Here is a 9,544-nt window from a genome sequence, read left to right as displayed (position 1 = left end):
CGAATCCCCTAGGGGACGCCATTCTATCTTCAATGTCAACGATACCCAACTGACTACCCTTATCGCCGTGATGGCGGTGTCGGGACACCGCAGCAAACACAAGATTATTTTGTTGGTAATTCCTTTAGTAAATCTGCCATAAATTCGCTGATCAGAGGCTGTGCCGCTGCATTGGGATGAATACCATCCGCCATCATTAATTCATTGTTAATGGCAATACTATCCATAAAAAATGGCCACAGCGTTATGGCATGCTTTTCTGCAAGCTGTGGATAAACTACCGTAAATTGTCGAACGTAGCGTGGTCCATAATTAGGTGGGATCCGTATTTGCATTAACACTGGCTGCGCATTATGCTGCTTGACCAGCGTAATGATTTTATTCAGGTTTGCCTGGATGAGCTCTACTGAAAAGCCTCGCAGGCCATCGTTGCCCCCCAGTTCTATCAGCACCGCATCGGGTTGATGCTCCGCTAACAGTGCTGGCAGCCTCGCCAGGCCGCCGGAGGTGGTTTCACCACTGATACTGGCATTGATAAGCTGCCACTCGGTGTTTTTCTGTAAGAGCGCCGGCCAACCCTGGTGTTGCTGCATACCGTATGCGGCACTTAAGCTATCACCCAGAATGAGCAATTTGTCAGCGTATGAGAAGTGGCTGGCTAAACTGATTAACAACAATAAGACGATACGCATGAATAACACACCTGAATTACATATTAAAGCAACAAACCTTGCTAAACGCGTCAAGGTCCCGGAGGGATCACTGACTATCCTGCATGATATTAGTCTGACAATCAATCGTGGGGAAACTGTAGCAATAGTAGGCGCTTCCGGATCAGGCAAGTCGACCTTACTGAGTTTGCTGGCCGGGCTTGATACCCCAAGCGCGGGTGAAATTGAAATGGCGGGTCACCCCTTACACAACATGTCTGAAGACGAAAGGGCGGGCGTAAGAGCCCGTGATGTGGGTTTTGTGTTTCAGTCGTTTTTATTGTTGCCAAGTTTAACCGCGCTGGAAAATGTGACTCTGCCCGCTGAGCTTTCGGGTGATAGAAAGGCCCGTGAGCGTGGGCTGGCACTGTTAGAGCAGGTGGGACTGAGCGCCAGAGCAGATTTTTTTCCATCACAATTGTCCGGTGGTGAACAGCAACGGGTTGCTATTGCCAGGGCGTTTATAACTAAGCCTGCCATTCTGTTTGCCGATGAGCCGTCAGCCAATCTGGATGCAGTAACTGGCAAAATGATTGAAGACTTATTATTTGAACTGAACGACAGCCAGGGCACGACATTAGTACTGGTTACTCATAATAGTGAGCTGGCCAAGCGTTGTCAGCGCCAGTTCCAGATGCGCTCGGGTCGCTTTGTGGCGTCAGAGCCTGCAGCAGAGGATACAGCGAATGTGGGCTAGTATTGCAGGTCGCTTGTTCTGGCGTGAGCTAAAGCGGGGGGAATTATGGGTCATTGCCTTTGCCTTGTTTCTGGCGGTAGGTTCTGTTGTCAGTTTAAGCGGCATTACCCAAAGCGTGAAAAGTGCGCTGCAACAACGTAGTGCCCAGTTTACGGCAGCAGACAGAGTGTTGGGATCAAGTCAGCCATTTGATGACACCCTGTTTGCGGTAGCTGGCGAGCTTAATGTTGCAACCGCCCGCCAGATGCAATTTGACTCGATGTTATTTGCCGGCGAGCAAATGCAACTGGCCACCATCAAAGCCGTCAGTGACACCTACCCGCTGCGCGGCGATTTAGTATTGCACCGCTCGGCAAGCATTACTTCTGGTCCTGCCGGGCAATTAGCGCCGGGTGAAGTATGGTTTGAAGCCCGTTTACTCGATTTACTGCAGGTTAATCCCGGTGATACGGTTGAGCTTGGAGAAGCCCGGCTGGTGGTAGGCGGGGTTATTGTCAACGAACCTGATGCGCCTCTAAGCGTATTCGGCGGTTCGCCAAGGGTAATAATGCACCTGGCTGATGTGCCAAATACTAACATAGTTCAGCCGGGCAGCCGCATTAGCTACCGGTATTTATTTGCCGGTAGTACCAGCGCGTTAGATGAGCTGGCAGAACAACTGCAACCGATGCTGAGTGTGCATCAGCGCTGGCGAAACCTTGACCGCGAATCTGCTATTGGCAGCGCTCTGGAGCGGGCAGAGCGCTTTTTATTGCTGGCCGGCCTGTTAGGTATTGTATTGGCGGCATGTGCCGCTGCAGTAGCTGCCAGTCGCTATAGTCAGCGACATACTCAGGCGGTAGCCATTATAAAAGCGCTGGGAGCCACCACGGCCAAAGCCAGACTGCTTTACGGCAGCCATTTGTGTTTAGTGGTGCTGTTTAGTCTGGTACTGGGTTTGCTGGGCGGTCAGCTGGCGATTTTTGCTGCTGAGTTTGGTATTAGTCAGTACATTAGTGATTATAGAACCGAGTTTAGTGTCAGACCTCTGTTTTTGGGAACCCTGACCTGTATTATCTGCGCGCTGTTGTTTGCTGCCAGACCATTATGGCAGCTGGCGAAAACACCTGCTATCGAAGTATTAAAGCAGCCTGCAGTAGCGATGAAACTGGATAAATGGCAATTGCTGTTTGGCGCAGCCGCTATATGGGGTTTAATGTGGCTGTTTAGTGGCGAGCTATTGATCAGTGTTGGCCTGTTTCTGCTATGCGGCTTATTTGCTGCTATTTTGCTGGGGTTTGCCGCGTTAATGGTAAAACTGGCCCGGCCGGTGGCAGCAGGACAAAGCAGCGCGGGCCGCCTTGCTTTAGCTAATTTACGGCGCAGGTTGTGGCCCAATAGTTTTCAGCTGATCACCTTTAGCCTGGCCATTTTTCTGACGTTACTGCTGTATTTTTTAAGGGCTGAATTAATTGGCCAGTGGCGACAGCAAATTCCTGAAGGCGCTCCTAACCATTTCCTGGTTAACGTTAGCGCAGAGCAGAGAGCGCAGGTGACTGCTTTTACACAAAAAAATAACCTTCAGCCAGAACCTTTCTATCCGGTAGTGCGTGGCCGGTTAATTACCGTTAATGATGAAACACTGCAGCAGGAAGCCTCAAAAGAAGATCGCAGTGAACAACGGGTTGGCGTCGGGCGTGAGTTAAACCTTACCTGGCTGGCTGAGATACCTGCCAATAATAAAATTACTGAAGGACAGTGGTTTACCGACACTACTGCTGCAGAAGTCTCGGTAGAACAGGAAATCGCCGAGCGCTTACAATTAAAGCTTGGCGATACGCTTAACTTCTCGCTTGGCGGGCAGCAGATCTCAACCACGGTCACCAGTATTCGTCAGGTTGACTGGAACAGCCTGCAGCCTAACTTTTATATGATATTAAGCCCTGATGTGCTGGCAACGTTTCCGGCAACCTATATTACTGCTTTTTATCTGGAACAAGGCAGCGGTAAACTGATAAACCAGTTAGCCCGGCAAATGCCAACGGTGACCGTCATCAGTGTCGATGCCATTATAAATCAGGTTAACGATATTATTGCTCAGGTAACCATTGCCTTAAGCTTTATTCTGGTCATTATTGCGCTTGCTGCCGCACTGGTACTGGTTGCTCAGGTACAGGCAACGTTGGAACAACGTGAGCAGGAGCTGGCAATTTTAAGAACTCTGGGAGCAAAATATGTGTTCTTACGCAATGCGCTGTTGCTTGAGTTCGCGTTTCTGGGAGCACTGGCAGGATTGTTCGCGACGGTGCTGGCGGAATTGCTGTTAATGACATTGCAGCAACGGGTATTTGATATGCCATTTCAGTTCCATTTTGCTTTATGGTGGATGGGACCGGTTATTGGCATTGTCGCTGTTAGTTTGTTGGGCTGGTGGCAATTGCGTCGGTTACTGCAGATACCTGGTGCGGTACTTATCAGACGGGTTATTCAAAGCTAACCCGTGCTAAACCGGTTAAATATCTAAATCTGCCAGCGCTGCTGGCAGTTTTGGATATTCAAACTTAAAACCCGCATCCAGTGCCTGTTGCGGTACTACCCGTTGTCCGAATAACAGAATGTCAGCCATCTCACCAAACATCAGCCGCAGCACAAAGGCGGGCATAGTAAGTTTTGCTGGTCGGTTTAACCGCTCTGCCAGTGCCTGACTAAATTGTTTGTTAGTCACGGCTTTAGGGGCAACCGCATTAAACGGCCCTTGCAGGGTGGGAGAGTTAAGTAAAAAGTCGATCAGTTTTACCATGTCATCAATATGGATCCAGGACATGTATTGCTGGCCATTGCCGAGTGGCCCACCCATGCCAAACCGAAATGCCGGCAGCATTTTTTTCAGTGCACCACCCTGATCAGATAACACAATACCGGTGCGTAGCAGACATACCCGCGTTTTTTCGCTGCTTGCCTGACGGGCAATATTTTCCCAGCGAGCACAGATATCGTGACTAAACTCGGGGTAAAACGCACTGTGTTCTTCACAAATAAATTCGCTACCCTGGCGGCCATAATAACCAACAGCAGAACCATTAATTAAACAAGACGGTGGCGTTGTTGCTGCCTGAATACACTCGGTAAGTTGTTCAGTAAGCTGCCAGCGGCTATCGCAAATACGCTTTTTTTGTTTATCGGTCCATCTTTTGTCGGCTATCGGTTCGCCAGCAAGGTTAACTATCGCATCCAGCTGGTTAAAGTCGACATCTTTGAGAGAATTGATATAACTCAGTGCAGCGTTTTGTTGCAAACCGGCAACAGGCTGGCGGGTTAACACCGTTATCTGATGTTGGTCACGCCAGTATTTAAGCAACGCAGAACCAATTAAACCTGTTCCACCAGTAACTAAAATACGCATGAAATGCTCCTGTATGTTGGCCTGTTACCGCTAAGTATAGCGGACTATAGTCTGTTTTATTATTTGTTCACAGACAGGGTCAGCGACACGGAGTCAGCAAAACGTAACGCATGCGGTTTATCGATCTCTACTTCAGCAAAGCGCACTGCCGGATGGGCACTGGCAAGCGCTAACACATCGGCCGTTAGCTTCTCAAGCAGACTAAAGCGGTTCATCTCAACCAGCTCGATTATTTGCTTGGTAATAGTGCGATAATTCAGGGCGTTATTCATATCATCGCTGTTGGCAGCATTGTTGGCGCTATACTGGATTCTGGCGTTAATGATCACATCCTGTTTATTATTAATTTCATCGTCTTTAATGCCAATAAAGGTGCGTAAGCGAAGGTTTTTAATTTTAATGGTGGCGGGGTTTAGTTCCATAATCGTTAATCCTCAGAATATTTTTAAAGCTTACGGTAGGGAATGGCGGGGCGATCAGTGTTATTCAGTCTAAACTAATGCGCTGTGTGCTATTCAGGAAAAATAAGTTCAAAACGGGCGCCACCCATTGGGCTGTCGGTAATTTGCATACCGCCGGAATAAGACGAGACTAACTCAGCAACAATAGACAGGCCAACGCCATGTCCATCTTTGTAGGTGTCGAGCCGTGTGCCGCGTTCGAACAGCTTTTTCCTGGCATCTTTGGCAATTCCCGGACCATCATCTTCAACAATTAAATTGAGCGGGTTTTGTATAACCGTTAGTTTTACCTGGCGTTGACAGGCTTTACAGGCGTTATCCAGTAAATTACCCAGTATTTCCATTAAGTCCGTTTCATCGCCCCGGAATGTGGCATTCTCTGCACAGTCAATGTGAATATGTAACTCTTTATCCCGGTAAATTTTTTGCAAAGCGTTACATAGTTTGTCCACATGGGGCAGGATATCAAATTGTTTTTTCCATATATCCTGACCAGAGCTGCTGGCGCGTTTCAGTTGGTGCTCGATCATGGCACTGATCCGGTCAAGTTGCTCTTTTAATTCGGGTTGCTCGCTTAAGGCAGAGGTTTTAAGCACCGCTACCGGAGTTTTTAATGCATGAGCCAGATCACTGAGGTGGTTGCGGTAACGCTGTTTTTGCCGGTTTTGATTGGCCAGCAGTAAATTTAAGTCTTCTTTGATATTGGTTAGTTCTACCGGGTACTGACCGTTCAGATGATCCTGCTCGCCACCCTCTAATTTCCTGATTTCCTGATCGAGATTACTCAGTGGCTTGGTGGTCCAGTAATACGCCAGCACACTTAACAGCACTAATGCCGCTGCAATCCAGATAAACCAGGTAAGTAAGGTATTGCGAAAGCTTAGGTACGGGGCAATTAACATGGTATTAGTTTGCACAATGTGAATCGCTAATGGTCGGGTTTGCTCGCCCGAATCAAACAGCAGGGCAATACTTAATAGCCAGTATTCCTCATTGGCGCTGCTATAAGAATAAAACGAATGCTCACCCGGTACCAGATTGGTATCAGGCGGGCTGAAATTCTGACTTAATGACGAGTCCGATTGCCAGACAATAGCATTATTATCGCTGTTATCAACGCTGGTTACATAGGCACTTAAACCAGAATCAGGTCGGAAAAAATCGGGTGACAGGGTGTTATTGCTCAGCTCAATTTTACCATCAATGATTTTCAGATCAGACAGCATGGCATACATATGCACTTCAAGCTTTTGCTCTGCACTGGTGAGCAGCTGGGTGAAAAACGCCTGGTCTATGGCAATAAAAGAGCTTGGTAACAGCAGCAGTAACAATACGATGCTGACCAAGCCCTGGCGAAGCTTGAGTGACAGTGTCATGTTTAACTAATAGTCAGGTTAAAGCGATAACCACGACCGCGTAGCGTCTCTATCGGCTTTAATTCGCCATCAGGATCAAGCTTTTTGCGAAGTCTGAGCACAAAAACTTCAATAACATTGCTGTCTAAATCAAAATCCTGATCATAGATATGTTCGGTTAATTCAGTTTTAGAAATAACTTTGCTTGGGTTAAGCATAAAGTATTCAAGGACCTTATACTCATAGGCAGTCAGGCTCACTTCGTCTTCATGCAGCCACACCTGTTGCGTTCGACTATTAAGCGACACCGGGCCGGCACTCAGGGTAGGGTCCGGTTGTCCGGCAGCCCGGCGAATTAAAGCATTACATCGTGCCAGTAGTTCCTCACCATGAAATGGCTTGGTTAAATAATCATCAGCACCCGCGTCCAGACCTTCTACTTTTTCCTGCCAGCTACCACGGGCGGTCAGAATGATAATAGGTGTTTTAATTTCTTGTTGGCGTGCCTTTCGAATAAGGCTTAAACCGTCCATTTTAGGCAAGCCGAGATCGATAACCGCTAAATCGTAGGGATATTCAGCCAGTTTAAACCAGCCATCATCACCATCCTGTGCGATATCGACACTGAATTGCTGCTGGACTAGCTGATGCTTTATTTGATCAGCTAATAATGTTTCATCTTCAACCACTAGTACCCGCATTATTTATCATCCCTTTCAACCCGGCCGGTACGATTATCGACCAGTACGGTAATTACTCTGCCATCTGCCTGAATTAAGCGCACCCGGTAGTGGCGGTTTTCGGTTTGTACTTTTAACACTTTGCCGGGGAAACGTTGCTGAGCAAGGTTGGCCGCTTGCTCTTTAGTAACCTGAGGTTGTTGTTTACCAAGTGCCATGGCGTCAGGTGTCAGTGTTACCACCGACAGCATTATCAGCAACAGCAGGGAACGAAGCATACGATTCTCCACATTTGTGTTCAGTTGTATGTTACCTAACTATATTGAACGCAACAATAAACTTTAAATTTCAAGTTAGCGCTAGCCTATGCCAGACAGCATTAATTGTCGCTGAATAGAGACAGTAGCAACATTGAAATATTCTAAAATAAAAGGTTAAATAATATTTGCAAAAGTAAAATAAAAGGCTAACTTATAATTTGATTGGTATTAAAATGTTGCTTTCCTGGGTTCGTTGCCGGGCCACTGTTTAAAGGACCAATCTGAACAGTTGTAGTGGCTGAACCGTTTACCAATTGTTTTGCAGGGACGCAGCTAAAAAATGGAAAGGAATATTTAATGAAAAATGTAATCATTGCATTGTTGTTAACCGGGTTGACCGTAACGGCAAACCAAACGCTGGCAGCAAAGCCAGGCACCTCTCTGGATAAACAAACTGCAACAGCAGCACAACAGCAGAAGTTAAATCTGAATAAAGCCAGCATTGAGCAATTGGAAGCGGTACCGGGTATTGGCAAATCTAAGGCTCAGGCAATTCTGGCTTATATTCAGGAAAAAGGCCCGATAACCAGCGAGAAACAGTTAACTGAAGTGAAAGGCATTGGTGATAAACTGGCTGCAAAAGTGGCTCAATACGTTAGCTTTGAATAGTTAACGGCCTATCACACAATGACAGAGCCTTAGAGTTAATCTCCTAAGGCCTTCATTTGTTCGTTCGCCCACTGCACCGCAGTATGATAGGCGTCTGGTACTTTGTCACTGGCAATACCCAGTTGGTTGATTGCCTGATTTGCCTGTTGCCACTGCGCAGTTTCATAATATTTTATCAGGGTTAAGTATTCCGCCAGTTTTCCGCTGTTTTCTACCAACGCGTCTTTAATTTCTTTCGCCAGCGGCAGCTTTTCCATTACGCTGGCGATGGGTTCATCCAAGATCGCATCCATCAGTGACATCAGGCCGGTTAAAAACGCCTTGCCGGTATCTACCTTGCCATCAATGTTGGCTAAGCCCTCGGCAAAGCGGGCCCGGGTCATCGACATTCTCATTAACTCGGCAGGTTTATCACTGCTAATTTGCGCGGTAAACAGTAACGATAAGAATTTTTTTAATTCGGTTTGGCCCAACACAACCAGTGCTTGTTTAATCGTTTCGATTTCAGCCCGGCGTTTAAAAATTGAAGAGTTGCTGTAGCGTAACAATTTGTATGACAAGCTGACGTCACGTTGAAAAACTTCGGTAATTTTTGTCAGGTCCATTTCTGCTTTGGACGTTTCGTATAACAATTCTGCCAGGGTCATTTGTGCCGGAGAAAGTGCTTTGGTTTGCATCATCTCTGGTTGCGAGAAAAAGAAACCCTGAAAGTAATAGAAACCCATATCCAGAGCCTGCTGAAACTCTTCATTAGTTTCAACTTTCTCTGCCAGTAATTTAATATGCGGAAAATCGACAATCGATTGCTGCACCTGTTTTATGGTATCGATATCGGTGCTGCGAAAGTCAATTTTGATAATATCGATAAAAGGATAAAAGTGACGCCAAACGGGCTGATGAATATAGTCATCCAGCGCCAGCGTATACCCTTGTTCTTTCAATTGCTGACATTCTGCCAACAGCCGTTTTCCGGGTTGTACCGTCTCAAGTATTTCTACCACCACTTGCTCTTTGGGCAGCATACTGGGGTATTTTTTCAGCAGCGTCTCAAGCGTGAAATTGATAAAGCCGGGTTTGTCGCCAAGAAAATCATCTAAGCCAAAACTAAACTGGCTGCCTTCAATCATTCGTGAGGTGGCTTCATCACCATCAATTTCCGGAAAAACATTGCTCAGGCCGTCACGAAACAGTAACTCATAGGCGTAAAGCACTTTATTGCGGTCGAGAATAGGTTGGCGCGCAGCATAAAAATACATATTGCAGGTATCTCAAATAGTTTCTTAAAGTAATTTAGCAAATTTTACCCACAACGCGGTAGCACTTTATTGCG

At 46.8% G+C, this 9,544-nt stretch carries 10 protein-coding genes; 3 read left to right on the top strand and 7 right to left on the bottom strand.

Annotated features, from left to right (window positions below; all coding sequences use genetic code 11):
* Positions 1–104 precede the first annotated feature (104 nt).
* Positions 105–692: an arylesterase gene (locus tag B2X65_RS04030; RefSeq protein WP_290610830.1), complete on the bottom strand. Its 588-nt coding sequence runs from the start codon at positions 690–692 to the stop codon at positions 105–107.
* Here B2X65_RS04030 and B2X65_RS04025 point away from each other — a divergent pair.
* Both B2X65_RS04025 and B2X65_RS04020 read left to right on the top strand, forming a co-directional pair.
* Positions 691–1,407: an ABC transporter ATP-binding protein gene (locus B2X65_RS04025; RefSeq protein ID WP_290610829.1), complete on the top strand. Its 717-nt coding sequence runs from the start codon at positions 691–693 to the stop codon at positions 1,405–1,407. The two genes, B2X65_RS04030 and B2X65_RS04025, sit on opposite strands and share 2 nt — an antisense overlap.
* Positions 1,397–3,883, top strand: a complete 2,487-nt coding sequence (locus tag B2X65_RS04020; protein WP_290610828.1) for an ABC transporter permease — start codon at positions 1,397–1,399, stop codon at positions 3,881–3,883. Before B2X65_RS04025 ends, B2X65_RS04020 begins: the two co-directional genes overlap by 11 nt.
* A gap of 15 nt (positions 3,884–3,898) precedes the next feature.
* On the opposite strand, the gene B2X65_RS04015 is transcribed toward B2X65_RS04020, so the two are convergent.
* From B2X65_RS04015 to B2X65_RS03995, 5 genes are all read right to left on the bottom strand, one after another.
* The gene (locus tag B2X65_RS04015; RefSeq protein WP_290610827.1) at positions 3,899–4,789 is read right to left on the bottom strand and encodes a TIGR01777 family oxidoreductase; all 891 of its coding nucleotides are present in this window, start codon (positions 4,787–4,789) and stop codon (positions 3,899–3,901) included.
* A 59-nt stretch (positions 4,790–4,848) separates the two neighbouring features.
* Positions 4,849–5,211 (bottom strand): dihydroneopterin triphosphate 2'-epimerase, encoded by a 363-nt coding sequence (gene folX / locus B2X65_RS04010; protein WP_046556111.1) that lies wholly within the window; start codon positions 5,209–5,211, stop codon positions 4,849–4,851.
* Positions 5,212–5,300: 89 nt separating this feature from the next.
* Positions 5,301–6,626: an ATP-binding protein gene (locus B2X65_RS04005; RefSeq protein ID WP_290610826.1), complete on the bottom strand. Its 1,326-nt coding sequence runs from the start codon at positions 6,624–6,626 to the stop codon at positions 5,301–5,303.
* Between the two features lie 2 nt (positions 6,627–6,628).
* Positions 6,629–7,306: a response regulator transcription factor gene (locus B2X65_RS04000; protein ID WP_290610824.1), complete on the bottom strand. Its 678-nt coding sequence runs from the start codon at positions 7,304–7,306 to the stop codon at positions 6,629–6,631.
* Positions 7,306–7,563, bottom strand: a complete 258-nt coding sequence (locus B2X65_RS03995) for a PepSY domain-containing protein (protein WP_290610823.1) — start codon at positions 7,561–7,563, stop codon at positions 7,306–7,308. The genes B2X65_RS04000 and B2X65_RS03995 overlap by 1 nt, the downstream gene beginning before the upstream one ends.
* Before the next feature lie 339 nt (positions 7,564–7,902).
* Between B2X65_RS03995 and B2X65_RS03990 the strand changes: the two genes are divergently transcribed.
* On the top strand, positions 7,903–8,214 hold the full coding sequence (locus tag B2X65_RS03990) for a ComEA family DNA-binding protein (RefSeq protein WP_290610822.1): 312 nt from the start codon (positions 7,903–7,905) through the stop codon (positions 8,212–8,214).
* Positions 8,215–8,249: 35 nt separating this feature from the next.
* On the opposite strand, the gene B2X65_RS03985 is transcribed toward B2X65_RS03990, so the two are convergent.
* Positions 8,250–9,470, bottom strand: coding sequence for an EAL and HDOD domain-containing protein (locus B2X65_RS03985; RefSeq protein ID WP_290610821.1), 1,221 nt, complete (start codon positions 9,468–9,470; stop codon positions 8,250–8,252).
* Between the last annotated feature and the right edge of the window lie 74 nt (positions 9,471–9,544).

It is taken from the genome of Arsukibacterium sp. UBA3155 (assembly GCA_002364615.1).
GTDB lineage: Bacteria > Pseudomonadota > Gammaproteobacteria > Enterobacterales > Alteromonadaceae > Alishewanella.
Note: the sequence above shows the minus strand (reverse complement) of the source record. Positions and strands in the feature narration are given on the sequence as shown.

Bases quoted from the DNA above. Each gene is read 5' to 3' on its own strand.
- B2X65_RS04025 (WP_290610829.1), top strand. From the start codon at position 691: ATGAATAACACACCTGAATTACATATTAAAGCAACAAACCTTGCTAAA.
- B2X65_RS04030 (WP_290610830.1), bottom strand. From the start codon at position 692: ATGCGTATCGTCTTATTGTTGTTAATCAGTTTAGCCAGCCACTTCTCA.
- B2X65_RS04020 (WP_290610828.1), top strand. From the start codon at position 1,397: ATGTGGGCTAGTATTGCAGGTCGCTTGTTCTGGCGTGAGCTAAAGCGG.
- B2X65_RS04015 (WP_290610827.1), bottom strand. From the start codon at position 4,789: ATGCGTATTTTAGTTACTGGTGGAACAGGTTTAATTGGTTCTGCGTTG.
- folX (WP_046556111.1), bottom strand. From the start codon at position 5,211: ATGGAACTAAACCCCGCCACCATTAAAATTAAAAACCTTCGCTTACGC.
- B2X65_RS04005 (WP_290610826.1), bottom strand. From the start codon at position 6,626: ATGACACTGTCACTCAAGCTTCGCCAGGGCTTGGTCAGCATCGTATTG.
- B2X65_RS04000 (WP_290610824.1), bottom strand. From the start codon at position 7,306: ATGCGGGTACTAGTGGTTGAAGATGAAACATTATTAGCTGATCAAATA.
- B2X65_RS03995 (WP_290610823.1), bottom strand. From the start codon at position 7,563: ATGCTTCGTTCCCTGCTGTTGCTGATAATGCTGTCGGTGGTAACACTG.
- B2X65_RS03990 (WP_290610822.1), top strand. From the start codon at position 7,903: ATGAAAAATGTAATCATTGCATTGTTGTTAACCGGGTTGACCGTAACG.
- B2X65_RS03985 (WP_290610821.1), bottom strand. From the start codon at position 9,470: ATGTATTTTTATGCTGCGCGCCAACCTATTCTCGACCGCAATAAAGTG.